The sequence below is a fragment of the Streptomyces sp. NPDC086835 genome, assembly GCF_044745705.1.
Lineage (GTDB): Bacteria > Actinomycetota > Actinomycetes > Streptomycetales > Streptomycetaceae > Streptomyces.
In genome coordinates this window covers 809476-822074 of the sequence record NZ_JBIVAU010000003.1, presented here as the reverse complement: position 1 = coordinate 822074, position 12599 = coordinate 809476, and the positions used below count along the sequence as shown (strand labels likewise).

At 74.8% G+C, this 12599-nt stretch carries 8 protein-coding genes; 1 reads left to right on the top strand and 7 read right to left on the bottom strand.

Translation table 11 applies throughout. The annotated features are described in order from the left end of the window. Positions 1-457: 457 nt before the first annotated feature. The 7 genes from ACIPJI_RS14985 to ACIPJI_RS14955 form a co-directional block, all read right to left on the bottom strand. Positions 458-958 carry a GNAT family N-acetyltransferase gene (locus tag ACIPJI_RS14985; RefSeq protein ID WP_402246552.1) on the bottom strand — a complete coding sequence of 167 codons (501 nt, stop codon included), beginning with the start codon at positions 956-958 and terminating at the stop codon, positions 458-460. An 87-nt stretch (positions 959-1045) separates the two neighbouring features. Continuing rightward, complete coding sequence (locus ACIPJI_RS14980) at positions 1046-1321, bottom strand: hypothetical protein (protein WP_307711105.1); 276 nt, start codon at positions 1319-1321, stop codon at positions 1046-1048. 232 nt (positions 1322-1553) lie between these two features. Beyond that, positions 1554-2387, bottom strand: coding sequence for an NmrA family NAD(P)-binding protein (locus ACIPJI_RS14975; protein ID WP_307711104.1), 834 nt, complete (start codon positions 2385-2387; stop codon positions 1554-1556). 9 nt (positions 2388-2396) lie between these two features. Next, a complete protein-coding gene (locus ACIPJI_RS14970; protein WP_402246551.1) occupies positions 2397-3746 on the bottom strand; it encodes a cytochrome P450 in 1350 nt (449 codons plus the stop codon). A 22-nt stretch (positions 3747-3768) separates the two neighbouring features. Then, a complete protein-coding gene (locus tag ACIPJI_RS14965; protein WP_402246549.1) occupies positions 3769-5463 on the bottom strand; it encodes a phytoene desaturase family protein in 1695 nt (564 codons plus the stop codon). Positions 5464-5583: 120 nt separating this feature from the next. Continuing rightward, a complete protein-coding gene (locus ACIPJI_RS14960) occupies positions 5584-6174 on the bottom strand; it encodes a TetR family transcriptional regulator (RefSeq protein WP_356622374.1) in 591 nt (196 codons plus the stop codon). Between the two features lie 132 nt (positions 6175-6306). Next, entirely contained in the window at positions 6307-6942 is a 636-nt protein-coding gene (locus ACIPJI_RS14955) for a hypothetical protein (RefSeq protein WP_402246548.1), read from the bottom strand. Positions 6943-7155: 213 nt separating this feature from the next. Between ACIPJI_RS14955 and ACIPJI_RS14950 the strand changes: the two genes are divergently transcribed. Next, on the top strand, positions 7156-12546 hold the full coding sequence (locus ACIPJI_RS14950; protein WP_402246547.1) for a beta-ketoacyl synthase N-terminal-like domain-containing protein: 5391 nt from the start codon (positions 7156-7158) through the stop codon (positions 12544-12546). The last annotated feature ends 53 nt before the right edge of the window (positions 12547-12599 follow it).

Genomic DNA, 12599 nt, shown 5'->3' with positions numbered 1-12599 from the left:
GGGCCGGGCCGAGCCGGTCACTGTCCGCTGTGCCCGTATCACGGTGCGGTTCGGGTGTGCGGGGCGCGTCGGGGGCCGGAGGCGGTGGGGCGGGTGGTGCGGTGCCGGGAACAACCCGGGATGGTTTACCGTTCATCTGTATGTGGTCGCGGAGGGGACAGTGTCCCCGGGCCTCACCTGTAGCCCATGGGGAAGATCGTTCGGCTGAAGCCCTGTGGAGCCCCTCGCCGAGAGGCGACCGCCCTCCGTGTCCACCCTGTACCGATCCCGGCTGGTCCCCCCCGTCCAGCCGGGATCTTCCTTTTCCCGGGGTCGGCACCTAAGGGCGGGGGTGGCCGTCGTCCCGAGGCCGCGCCGGATTTCCGGAAGGCCGGCGCCGTCTTCCGTGCACGCTCGGCCACCGGCTCAGGAGCCGTCCGCCGAGCTGAGCCGGTGCCGCTCGCGGCCCGGCCGGGGGCTAGGCCAGGGCGGCGGGCGGGGAGAGGACGCGGGTGAAGCGCAGGGCGGGGTGGCCGTCGAGGACGGTGGTGCCCGTTTCTGTGAAGCCGTTGCGGGTCAGGACGGTCCGTGAGCCGGTGTTGGCGAGGGTGGCCGCCGCGTGCAGGGTGTTCAGGCCGTAGGCGGTGGCCGCGAGCGTGCACACCTGCTGGACGGCTGTGGTGGCGAGGCCCTGTCCGGCGGCCTTCTCGGCGATGCGGAAGCCGAGGTCGGCGGCACCGTCGGCAAGGTCGACGAGGTTGACGCGGCCCACGATCGCGCCGCTGTCGTCGACGAGGACGTGGAAGCGGCAGGTTCCCGCGGCCTGTTCGGCGAGCAGGGCGGCGTGGCGGGCGGCGAAGTGGGTGAAGTAGTCGTCGCCGCGGTCGGGGACGTGGGCGGCGAAGTAGGCCCGGTTGTCGCGTTCGAAGGCGAGCAGGGCGTCGGCGTGGCCGGCGTGCAGGGGTTCGAGGCGGGGCATGGGGGAACGGTACGCGGCCGGGCGCGGGGCCGGGCGGCCGGGTGGGACATGGGCCGGCCACCCGGTGCGGGGTGGGGGCGCTCCTGGTCACCGTGTGCGGGTGATCCAGCGCTGCAGGGCGGCGTGGGTGGTGTCGTCGAGGGCGCAGAGCGCGTCGATGGCGGCGAGGTCGCCGGGCAGCGGGGCGATGCCGGCGGTGGTCAGGGCCGCGTGCAGGTCCAGGCGGCGGCGGTCGGCCGGGTCGAGCGGGAGGGGGACGCGCTGTCCGGGCCGGGGCGCGGGCAGCAGGTAGTCGTCGGTGGCGCCGGGGAAGCGGTAGGGGTCGATGGTGGTGGTCCCGGTGGTGGTGTGCCAGGCGGTCATGTCTGCCTCCCTGAGGTGGTGCGGTGTGTGTGGTGGCAGGGACTGCACCGCGGGCGGCGGCAGTTGCAGTACGGGAGGATTGCCACCCGATTGCCCCCTATGGCATTTCGTCACATGACAGCTCGTCACATCAGTGGTCGTGTGACGGACACACCGGCCCGCCCCACGTGCGGGCGGGCCGGTGCGGCAGGGCCGGGGGTTGAGGGCCGGGTTCCCGGGCACCCCCGGGCGGTCAGGGGGTCCAGACGCCGGTGGCGGCGGTCTCGCGGGCGAAGTCGGTGAAGTCGCGCGGGTCGCGGCCGAGGACCTGGCGGACGCCGTCGACGAGGTGGGCGTTGCGGCCGTCGAGGAAGACGGCGAAGACGTCGGCGTAGGTCTGGTCCTGGCCGGCGTCCTTGAGGATGGTGCGGTACTCCTCGACGGTGACGGGGCGATAGGTGATGGTGCGGCCGGTGGCCTTGGACAGTTCGTCGGCGATGTCGGCGAAGCTGAGCAGCCGGGGGCCGGACAGTTCGTAGGTGCGGCCGATGTGGGCGGGGTCGGTGAGGGCGGCGACGGCGACGTCGGCCACGTCGTCGGCGTCGACGAAGGGGGCGACGGTGTCGGCGGCGGGGACGGCGAGTTCACCGGCGAGGACCGGCGGCAGGAAGAAGCACTCGGAGAAGTTCTGGTCGAACCAGTTGGAGCGCACGACGGTCCATTCGGCGCCGGAGGCCTTGAGCTGGTCCTCGGCGGCGCGGGCGCCTTCCTCGCCGATGCCGGAGAGCAGGACGATGCGGCGGACGCCGGCGGCGACGGCGGTGCGGCAGAACGCGCCGACGGTGTCTGCGGCGCCGGGGAAGGCCAGGTCCGGGTAGTAGCTGAGGTAGACCGAGCCCATGCCGTCGAGGGCGGCGTCCCAGGTGGCGGGGGCGTTCCAGTCGAAGGGCGGGGTGCCGGTGCGCGATCCCGTACGCGGCCGCAGGCCGCGTAAGGAGAGCCGTTCGGCGACGCGGCGTCCTGTCTTGCCGGTGCCGCCGGTGACGAGGGTCGGACGGGTGGCTGCTGTGGGTGTGTCAGGTGTCATGCGTGCCAGTCAAACCGAGCGGTTCCGGGCGGCGCCAGGTTCCTCGAGTCGGAGCCGAGGATTCCTGGCGACCGGGTGGAGTGCGGTGAGGCGCACCGGGAGGGTGTGGTGTCCGTAGGCGATGAAACCTTCGGTGGGGGGCGGTCCGCCGGGTGCGGCGGCGAGGTGGAGGCCGGGGAATCGGTCGAAGAGGGCGGGCAGGGCGACGGCCGCTTCCATGCGGGCGAGCGGGGCGCCGGGGCAGAAGTGGACGCCGTGTCCGAAGGCGAGGTGTTCGGCCGCTCCTCTGCCGGGGCGGGTGATGTCGAACCGGTCGGCGGTGGGGCCGTGTTTGCCGGGGTCGCGGCCGGCGGCGGCGTAGGCGGCGAGGATCGCTTCGCCCTTGCGGATGGTGGGGCCGCCGGGCAGGGGGATGTCCTCGACGGCGTAGCGCAGGGGGACGTTGGCGACGCTGGGGGCCCAGCGCAGGGTCTCCTCGAGGGCGTCGTGCCAGGACACGGTGCCGTCGAGGACCAGGCGCAGTTGGTCGGGGTGGGTGAGCAGGGCGTGGACGGCGTTGCCGATGAGGTTGACGGTGGTCTCGTTGCCGGCGCCGATGACGAGCAGGAGGGTGTCGAGGAGTTCCCTTTCGCTCAGGTGAGATCCGTCGTCGTCGCGGGCGGCGACGAGGGCGCTGGTCAGGTCGTCGCCCGGGTGCCGGCGCCGGTGGGCGACGAGGGCGGCGAGGGCGTCGTCGACCTCGTGGACGGTCTGTTCGGCCTCGTCGGGGGTGAGGGTGGTGTCCATGGCGCGGGCCATGAGGCGGGCGAGGCGGGGGCGGGAGGTTTCCGGGACGCCGAACAGGTCGCAGATGACCTGCATGGGCAGGGGGTGGGCGTAGGCGGCGCGCAGGTCGACCACGGTGCCGGGGGCGGTGTCCTCGAGGGCGTCGAGGAGGCGGTCGGCGGCGTGCCGGACGCGGGGCAGCATGGCCTGGGTGCGGCGGCCGGTGAAGGCGGGGGCGACGAGTTTGCGCAGCCGGCGGTGTTCGGGGCCGTAGGCGGTGTCCATGTTGTGGACGCCGACCCAGGTGCGGATCCAGGTGTCGTGGTATTCGCCGCGCTGCCAGGCGGGCCAGTGGCGGCGCGGGTCCTTGGAGACGCGGTCGTCGGTGAGGAGGGTCTTGAGGAGGTCGTGGGTGTTGATCGACCAGGCCTGGATGCCGGCGGGGAGTTCGACGAGGACGGCGGGGCCCAGCGCGCGCAGGCGGGCGGCTTCGCCGTGCAGGTCGCGGCCGGCGGGGTCCAGGACGAACGGCCGGGGGCACGACGTGGTGGCGGCGCCGGGCGTGGCGGGCAGGGGCGGGTGCGGGTGGGCCATGGGGTACTCCTCGGGGCTCGGCTCATTCCGGGCGGGGGGCGGTGTCGATGCGGGCGAGGCCGCGGGCGTGACGGCGGGCCTTGCCGCGGGAGACGGCGAGCGGGTCGAAGTCGTCGCCCCGGTGCGGCAGCAGGGACCGGTCGGCGAGGACGGCGCCGCGGGTGACCTCGGGGACGAGCCGGCGGCCGAGGATGCTGGAGGCGCACATCATGGCGCCCGTGGCGACGCCTTCGATGCCGGAGCCGTAGCGGATGCTGGTGCCGACGACGTGCAGTCCCTCGACGCAGGTGGTGGTGTCGGGGCGTTCGCCGGTCGCTCCCCAGCCGGCCAGGCCGTAGGGGGTGCCGCCGCGGGAGTGGATGTAGCGCTCGTGGGTGAGGGGGGTGGCGGCCTCGAGGTGGGTGATGTGGCCGCGGAAGGGGCCGAGTGCCTCCTCGGCGGCGTTCAGCATGGCGTCGGTGAGTTCCTGTTTGCGGCGCCGGTAGAGGTCGGTGCGGCGGTAGCGGCCGCCGTCGGCGGGCGCGGCGTCGGCTCCCCAGTAGGCGTGGTCGGGCGGGACGAGGGTCATCACCTGGAAGTTGCTGTGGCCTTCGGGGGCGATGTTGCGGGCGCCGGGGTCCTTGAGGGAGGAGAAGGACACGAACAGGAACGGCACCGGGTCGATGCGGTGTTCGGCCAGCTGTTGGAAGCCGGTGTCGATGTCGGTGTGCCGGTACCACCACAGGTTGGCGTTGGGGCGCTCGGGGAGGGTGGTGTCGAGGGCGACGTACAGGACGGCGAAGGGCAGCGACATGGTGGAGCCGCGGGTGCGTTCGGCGGTGCCGGGCTCGAAGTGTTCCTCGCCGACGAGGTTCTGGACGGTGCGGGTGTAGTCGGCGTTGGAGACGACGAGCGGTGCGGTGAGGACTTCGCCGTCGGTCAGGGTGACGCCGTGGGCGCGACCGTCGGTGACGAGGATGCGTTCGACCCGGGTGCCGGTGCGGACCTCGCCGCCGTGCGACTCGATGACTTCGACGAGGCCGGCGGGCAGCATCTGGCCGCCGCCCTTGGGGTAGTAGGCGCCGTGGAGGTAGTGGTCGATGATCGCCGCGTGGGTGGGCAGCGGGCACCGGGCGGGCGGCAGTCCGTAGGTGGGCGCGTGGGCGGCGAGGACGGTACGGGCCCGGGTGGACAGGCCGCAGTGGTCGAACAGGTCGGCCAGGGTGCGCTGTTCCCAGGCGGTGAAGGCGGGGCTGCGGGCGGCGAACTGCTCGTCGGTGAGGTCCGTCTCGCTGAGCAGGGCGCTGCGTCCTTCGGCGCCGACGGCCGAGCAGATCGAGGTGAACGTGTCGATGCCGGCGGCATCGCCGGGTAACGCCTCCTTGAGGCGTTTGCGGTAGCCGTCCCAGCCCGCGGGGACGTCGAGGGTGAGGCCGGGTACGACGATGCGGTCGAAGCCGTCCTGGTCCATGGGCAGGTAGGTGATCCGGTCGGCGAGGCCCAGGCCGCCGAAGACGGACGGCAGCAGGCCGCCGGGGCCGCAGTCGCCGAGGTAGTGGATGCCGACGTCGAACTCGTAGCGGCGGCGGCGCCGGAAGACATGGCTGTTGCCGCCGGCGACGTCGTGCTGTTCGAGCACGAGGACGCGCAGTCCGCTCACCGCGAGGTAGGCGGCGCAGACGAGGCCGCCGATGCCGGAGCCGACGACGACGGCATCCCACTCTTTGCGTTTCGCCATGCTGTGAGCAAAGCGGGCGGCTCGCAACAGGCGTGCAAGGCGGCGCGGACGGCGGCGCTCCGGTCCCGGGGCGGGTGTGGTGCCAGGGGGTCCTGGGTTCGGGGGCGGCGGGCCGGGCGGTCAGGCGTCGGGGGCGGGCCGGGCGGGGCCGAGCAGGCGGGTGGTGAGTGCGTCGATGAGGGCGGGGGCGCGGCCGTCGAGGACGGCGGGGACGGTGAGGTCGTCGACGATCATGCCGTGGACGGCGAGGTGGAGCAGGGTGACGTCGGTGCGGTCGCCGGGCAGGCCGGTGTCGAGGTGGAAGCGGATGTTCGTCTCGAGCTCCGCGGCGAGGGCCTTGTTGAGTTCGGCGCCCAGTTCGGGGCGGCGGGCGCCCTCCAGGCGCAGTTCGAGCATGGCCAGGTAGCTGGCGCGGTCGTTGTCCATGCGCTGGTGGACCTGGCGCAGCAGGCGGGCGACGAGGTGGTGGTCGCGCGGGGCGGTGAGCGTGTCGGCGAGCTCGGCGGGGTCGGGGGTCAGGCGCTCGCGGGTGCGGCGCATGATCTGGCCGAGCAGCTGGCCGCGGTGGGCGAAGTAGTTGGAGCAGGTGCCGACGGGGACGCCGGCTTCGGCGTCGACCGCGCGCAGGGTCAGGCCGCGCATGCCTTCGCGGGCCAGGACTTCGATGGCCGCGTCCAGCAGCGCGGTGCGGCGTTGTGGGTTGTGTCGCATGTTCCTTCTCCGTCACGCCACCGGCATCACACCGGGTGGAGTACTGCGCCTGGAGCGCTTTGTCAGCGTACAGGGCGGCGCCTCTCCCGCCTTGGCGGTCGGCGGGGGTCGTGAGGGCTGTTTCCGCGGTGTTCAGGCGGTGGCGGCGAGGCGGGCGGGGCGGGGGGCGGCCGGGCGAGGGTGGTACGGCGCGGGGGCGGCGCTCTCGGCGGCCACCAGGGCGAGGAACTCGTCCCAGTCGAAGACCCGTTCCGCCCGGTGGGCGGTGATCGGCCCGTGGCACCACAGCACGGGACGCGGGTGGCCGGCGTCGACGAGGGCGTCGCAGTTGCCGGGCGAGTCGTCGAGGAAGACGTCGGTGAACCGGCACGCCTTGTCGGCGGCGATGGTCAGCGAGTCGACGGGGAAGTCCCAGGCGGCCAGCCACGCCGCCGTGCGGTTCCAGGCCAGCGGCGCGGGCACGCCGGTGATCGCGCGGGCCGTCACGTAGTGCAGCCGGTGGCCGGCGCGGGCCAGTTCGCGGACCGCCTCGAGCGCGCCGGGCAGCGGGGCGCCCTCGGTGAACACCACGTTGTCGTGCACCCCTCGCCCGCACAGCGCGAAGAACTCCTGCTCGCTCAGGCCCCATTGGTGCACGTACCAGTCCCACGACTCGGCCTTCGCCGAGCACGGGCGGCCCAGGGTGTCCTCGGCGTAGCGGGCGACGACGTCGACGAAGGGGTAGAGCACCCCGTCGATGTCGAGACCGATGTCCAGTGTGCGGGCCATGGCTGCCTCCTTGACCTCGTACCGCGTTCAGACGAGCTCCGGGCAGCGGGGGACGGTGCCGCCCGGTCGGCATCGTGGGCCGCCGCCCGCAAGGTGCCCGCAAGCGGCGGGCCGGCAGGGCGGTGCGGGGCGAACTTGCACCGCGCTTGCTCCCTGCGGGATTTGCTGGCCTGTGGACGCCGGGACCGTTCGCCAACGCCGAAAGGCAGATCTGTGACGCAGCAGCACGAACATGCCGAAGCCATCGCCGTCGTCGGGATCGGCTGCCGCCTGCCGGGCGGGATCGACACCCCCGACGCGTACTGGACGTTCCTGACCGAGGGCCGTGAGGCCGTCGGCGATCTGCCCGAGGGACGCTGGGACGCCTACCGGGGCCGGCCGGGCACGGCACGTGCGCTGGCCGGCGCACCGCGGCGGGGCGCGTTCCTCGCCGACGCGGCCGGTTTCGACGCCGCGTTCTTCGGGATCACCCCGCGTGAGGCCGAGCTGATGGATCCCCAGCAGCGGCTCACGCTGGAGGCGGGCTGGGAGGCGCTGGAGGACGCGGGGATCGCCCCGCACACCCTGGCCGGTTCGGACGCGGGCGTGTTCATGGGCGCCGGGTCCGACGACTACGGGCGGCAGATGCTCGAGGACCTGCCCGCGGTCGAGGCCTGGTCGGGGATCGGCGCGTCGCTGTGCGCGATCGCCAACCGCCTCTCCTACGTCCTTGATCTGCGCGGGCCCAGTCTCGTCGTCGACACGGCCTGTTCGTCCTCGCTGGCCGCGCTGCACCTGGCCTGTCAGAGCCTGCGGGCCCGCGAGTGCACGCACGCGCTGGCGGGCGGGGTGCACCTGGTGGCCGCCCCGGGCCTGTCGATGGTCCTGGACGCCGCGGGGGCCACCTCCCGGGACGGGCGCTCGAAGTCGTTCGACGCGTCGGCCGACGGCTACGGCCGCGGCGAGGGCGTGGGGGTCGTGGTCCTCAAACGGCTCTCGGACGCGCTCGCCGACGGCGACCCGGTACGGGCCGTGATCCGCGGCAGTGCGCTGGCGCAGGACGGCCGCACGAACGGGATCATGGCGCCCAGCGGTGCCGCGCAGGAGCGGGTGGTGCGGGCCGCGCTCGAACAGGGCGGCGTCGAGGCGCTGTCGGTGTCGTTCGTGGAGGCGCACGGCACCGGTACCCGGGTGGGCGATCCGGTGGAAGTGGGGGCGCTGGCCCGGGTGTTCGGGGCCGGACGGGCCGCGGAGCGGCCGTGTCTGATCGGGTCGGTGAAGGCCAACATCGGGCACCTGGAGGCAGGCGCCGGGGTCGCCGGGGTGATCAAGGCCGTGCTGGCGCTCCAGCACGGTGTGATCCCGCCGACCGCGAACGTCCACGAGCTCAACCCCGACATCGACTGGGCCGCCTCGGGGCTGGCCGTGCCCACGGAGCCGGTGCCCTGGCCCGCGCAGGACACGGTGCGGCGGGCCGGGGTGTCCGGCTTCGGCTACGGCGGCACCGTCGGCCACGTCGTACTGGAACAGGCCCCGGACACGGCGGACACCACCACGGACGGTACGGGGACGGCGGCGGCTGCCGGGAGCCTGGATGCGGCCGGTGTGGCTGCGGGTGCCGCGCGCACCGAGGGTTCGGGTGACGCGGCGGGCCCGGGGCTGTTCGTGGTGTCCGGGGCGTCCGGGGACGATGTGCGGGCGCAGGCCGCCTCGCTCGCGGCCTGGCTGCGGGGCGAGGGCGCCGGCGCGCCCCTGGACGGTGTCGCGCACACGCTGATGGCCCGGCGCAGCCATGCCGTGCACCGGGCCGCGGCCGTCGCACAGGACCACGGCGGGCTCGCCGCGGCGCTCGAGGTGATCGCCGAGGGCGGCACCGCGCCGGCCGCGGTCGCGGGCCAGGTCCTGCCCGGTGGTGGGGGCGGCGCGGTGTGGGTGTTCTCCGGGCACGGCTCGCAGTGGGAGGGCATGGGCCGCGAACTGCTGGCCACCGAGCCGGTGTTCGCTGCGGCGGTCGACCGTCTGGAGCCGGTCTTCGCCGAGGAGCTCGGCATCTCGCCGCGCCGGGTGCTGAGCGAGGGGCCGCTGGGCGGGACGGACCACGTCCAGCCGATGATCTTCGTGGTGCAGGTCGGGCTGGACGCCCTGCTGCGCGCCAAGGGCCTGACGCCGGCAGCCGTGGTGGGCCACTCGGTCGGCGAGATCGCGGCCGCGGTCAGCGCCGGGGTGCTCGGCGCGGCGGACGCCGCCCGGCTGATCTGCCGCCGTTCCGTCCTGCTGCGCCGGGTCATGGGGCGCGGCGCGATGGCGATGGCGGGCGTCGGGTTCGACACCGTCCAGGGCATTCTGGGGGACCGTACCGACGTGGTCGCCGCGATCGCCGCCTCCCCCGCCTCGACCGTCGTCTCCGGCACGCCGGAGGCCGTCGAGGAGGTGTGCGCCCGTCTGGAGGCACAGGACGTGATGGTGCGGCGTGTCGCCTCCGACGTCGCCTTCCACAGTCCGCAGATGGACCCGCTGCTCGGTGAACTGGCGAAGGCGGCCGACGCATTGGAGGTACGGGAGCCGAGTGTGCCGCTGTATTCGACCGCGCTGGAGGACCCGCGGTCGACCGTCGTGCGCGACGGCGCCTACTGGGCGGCGAACCTGCGCAACCCGGTCCGCCTGGACGGTGCGGTGCGGGCGCTGGCGCAGGACGGGCACCGGGTGTTCGTCGAACTGTCCGGGCATCCGGTGGTCACCCACTCCGTCGGCGAGACGCTGGAGGCGGCCGGTCACGACGACGTGCTCGTCACCGCCACCCTGCGCCGTGAGCGGCCGGAGCGGGCCACCCTCCTCGCCCATCTGGGCGCCCTGCACTGCCACGGCGCCGCCGACGGCCTCGAAGTGCCGCACGGTCCGCTGACCGCACTGCCCCGCCGGGCCTGGCAGCACGTGCCCTACTGGCGCACCCCGTCCTCGCAGGGGCCCGTGGCGGAGGAGCACGACACCGGCTCGGGGACCCTGCTGGGCGGGGAGGTGACGTGGGCGGGCGCCGTCTCGCCGCGGCTGTGGCGGACCCGGCTCGACGAGGACTGCCGGCCCTACCCCGGCTCGCACCCCATCCACGGCGTCGAGGTCGTCCCCGCCGCGGTGCTGCTGAACACCTTCCTCGCCGCCGGCGGCACCGACACGCTCCACGACGTGGCGCTCAAGGTGCCGGTCGCCGTCACCGGCGAGCTGGAGCTGCACGTGGTGCGCGACGACAGCGGGATCCGTCTCGCCTCCCGCCGCACCGCCGCCGCTTCCCCTGCCTCCGCCGCCGGTACGGACGGCGGCGCGGCGCAGGCGGGGGCGGGTTGGAGCACCCACACCACGGCGCGGCTCACCTCCGGCCGTGCCGGCGGCGGTGACGACGGGGGCCGTGAGGTCGCGGACCGTGCCGGGGACGGGGAGTGGGACGAGTCGGCAGCCGTGGTGCTGGACCCCGGGGCGGTGAACGAGCGGCTGCACGCGGTCGGTGTCGCCGATGTCGGGTTCCCCTGGCAGATCACCGAACTCGCCTCCTCTCGCGGGCAGTTGCGGGCCCGGGTGCGGCCCGCGCCCGGCGGGGACCTCTCCCCCGCCCTCGCCCGCGCCTCGCTGCTGGACGCCGTCTTCTCCATCGCCCCGCTCGCCTTCCCCGCCGACGGCCGGCTGCGGATGCCGGCCGCGGTGCGGCGGGTACGGCTGCCGCTGGCTCTGCCCGAGACCGTCACCGTGCACGTCAGCCCCTCCCCCACGGGCGGCGACACCACCGACGCGGTCGTCCGCGACGAGGACGGGCGAATCCTCGGCACACTCGAGCAACTGGTGTTCGCCACCCTGGACGGCGGCACGGGCAGCGGCGCCGGGCTCCCGCCGCAGCGCCTGACCCACACCCTCGGCTGGTCCCCCGCCGCGCTCACCGCCGATCCCCGAACCCGGCTGCGGACCCTCGCCCTGGTCGGCGACGGCGCCCCCGCCGGACTCGCCGACGACGTCACCCGCGCGCTCGGCAAGGCCGGACTGCGCTGCCTGCACGCGAAGGACGCCGACGCGCTCGCCGGCCTGGTCGACGAACTCGGCCCGGGCGACGCGGTCCTCGTCCTCCCCGACGTACGGGGCCCGCTGGCCGAAGCGGCGCGCCGCTCCGCCTGGCGGCTGGCGTCGAGTGCCCAGCTGCTGCTGGAGCGCTGCGGATCCCTCCCGCCGAGGCTGTGGGCGCTGACCCGCGGCGCCTGGGAGGCCGCCGGCGACGACGCGGTCGCGCAGAGCGCCCTGCTCGGCCTGGTCCGCATCGTCGCGGGCGAACACCCGGAACTCAACGCCCGCGCCGTCGACCTCGACACCGGCACCCCGCCCGATCTGCTCGCCGGGCCGCTGGCCGAACTGCTGCGCTGCGCACCGGAGGCGGACGTCTACCGGGTGGGCGAGGACGGGGTACGGGCCGCCCGGCTCACCCCCCTGACGCCGGACCCGGACGGCCGGGACGGCCAGGACGGCCGGGACGCGGGGCCGGGAGCGGGAGCGTGCCGGGCGGACGGCACGTATCTGATCACCGGCGGGTTCGGCGCGCTGGGCCTGGAGGTCGCCGACTGGCTGGCCGGCCGGGGCGCGCGGCGGATCCTGCTCGCGGGCCGCACCGCCCTGCCGCCGCGCCGCAGTTGGCCCGCCCAGAGCGACCCGGCCACCGTGCGGCGTATCGAGGCGGTCCGGCGGCTGGAGGCGCGCGGGGTGAGCGTCACGAGCGTGGCCGTCGACATCGCCGACAGCGCGGCGGCCCGCGCGGCGCTGGACACCGACGCGCTCGGTCTGCCGCCCGTGCGCGGTGTGGTGCACGCCGCCGGCGTCCTCGACGACCGGATGCTCGGCGACCTCGACGAGGCGTCGCTGGAGCGGGTGCTGGCGCCCAAGGCTGGCGGGGCGCTGGTGCTGCACGAGCTGTTCCCGCCCGGCAGCACCGACTTCTTCGTGCTGTTCTCCTCCGTCGGCTACCAGCTGGGCCTGACCGGCCAGTCCAGCTACGCCGCCGCCAACGCCTGCCTCGACGCCCTCGCCCGCCACCGGCAGGCGGCCGGCGACGAAGGCAGTACCGCCTACGCGTGGACGTCGTGGCGCGGCGCGGGCATGGCCGTCAGCGACTTCGTCGACGCCGAACTCGCCGACCGCGGCAGCGGTTCCGTCGAGCCGGCCGACGCGCTGCGGGCCTGGGAGTACGCGCTGGGCTGCGGTGCGCGGCCCTATGTCGCCGTCCTGCCGGTCGCCGGCGCCACCGGCCTGCCCGTCCTCGGTGAGTTGTCCGCGCCGGGCGGGGAGGCGGCGGGCGGGCCGGACGAGGAGGCCGCGTTCCGGGCCGAGGGGCTCACGCAGGAGGAGCTGGGCGCGCTGCTGCTGGCAGAGGTCGGCCGCCAGATCGAGGCCGAACTCGGGCTGAGCGCACAGCGGTTGGACGTCCACCGGCCGCTGACCGAACTCGGCCTGGACTCGGTGATGACGCAGGTCCTGCGGCGCGGCCTGGAGCGGCGGCTGGGTCTGAAGCTGCCCGCCACGCTGGTGTGGAAGCACCCCACGGCCGCCGCCGTCGCCGCGTTCCTCACGACCCGGCTGGCCGCCCCCTCCCCCGCGTAACGCCTCCCCCGTCCCCGCTCCGTCCTCGCCCGTCCCCCGCTCTGTTCCGTCCC

Coding starts and splice junctions, on each gene's coding strand:
- ACIPJI_RS14985 (WP_402246552.1), bottom strand. CDS start 958: ATGCCCCGCCTCGAACCCCTGCACGCCGGCCACGCCGACGCCCTGCTC.
- ACIPJI_RS14965 (WP_402246549.1), bottom strand. CDS start 5,463: ATGGCGAAACGCAAAGAGTGGGATGCCGTCGTCGTCGGCTCCGGCATC.
- ACIPJI_RS14980 (WP_307711105.1), bottom strand. CDS start 1,321: ATGACCGCCTGGCACACCACCACCGGGACCACCACCATCGACCCCTAC.
- ACIPJI_RS14955 (WP_402246548.1), bottom strand. CDS start 6,942: ATGGCCCGCACACTGGACATCGGTCTCGACATCGACGGGGTGCTCTAC.
- ACIPJI_RS14970 (WP_402246551.1), bottom strand. CDS start 3,746: ATGGCCCACCCGCACCCGCCCCTGCCCGCCACGCCCGGCGCCGCCACC.
- ACIPJI_RS14960 (WP_356622374.1), bottom strand. CDS start 6,174: ATGCGACACAACCCACAACGCCGCACCGCGCTGCTGGACGCGGCCATC.
- ACIPJI_RS14975 (WP_307711104.1), bottom strand. CDS start 2,387: ATGACACCTGACACACCCACAGCAGCCACCCGTCCGACCCTCGTCACC.